This is a genomic window from Microbacterium sp. UBA1612 (assembly GCF_002321605.1).
Lineage (GTDB): Bacteria > Actinomycetota > Actinomycetes > Actinomycetales > Microbacteriaceae > Microbacterium > Microbacterium luteum.
The window spans coordinates 61252-61747 of the sequence record NZ_DCMW01000035.1; the positions used below are offsets into that span (position 1 = coordinate 61252).

Genomic DNA, 496 nt, shown 5'->3' on the forward strand with positions numbered 1-496 from the left:
GCGCTTCCCCGTGCGGGTCTGACGCGCGTCGAGCCGCCGATCAGTTCGCGACGTTGCCGCCGCGCGCCGCGCCCGAGCGTCCGCGCCCGCCGCGGCGCGACCGGCGCCGACGGTTCGACGGCGCTTCGGCCGGGTTGTGCGCCGCGGCCGACCCCTGGGCGCCCGCCCGCTGACGCTGACCGTGCACGGCGCCGCCGTGGCCGGCTGCGGGCTTGTCGCCGCGAGCCGAGCGGCTCTGGCCGCCCGCGCGCTTCTGGCCGCCACCGGACTGCTTCTGTCCACCGGTCGATGCGACCGGAGGGGCGGGCTTCACCGCGGGGGCGGACTCCCCGACGAGCTCGGCGACGGTCGCGTGCGCGGCGTCGACCGGCTCCAGGGCCGCCGTGATCTGCGCCTTCCGCAGCAGGTCCTTCACCTCGCGGCGCTGCGCCTCGAGCGCGATCGTCACGACCACGCCGTCGGCACCCGCGCGTGCGGTGCGGCCGGAGCGGTGCAG

The 496-nt window shown here is 78.8% G+C and carries 1 pseudogene; it reads right to left on the bottom strand.

Features of this window, described 5'->3' with window-relative positions:
- Positions 1 to 40 precede the first annotated feature (40 nt).
- A pseudogene (locus B3S45_RS13130) lies at positions 41 to 496 on the bottom strand (ATP-dependent helicase); the annotation flags it as partial.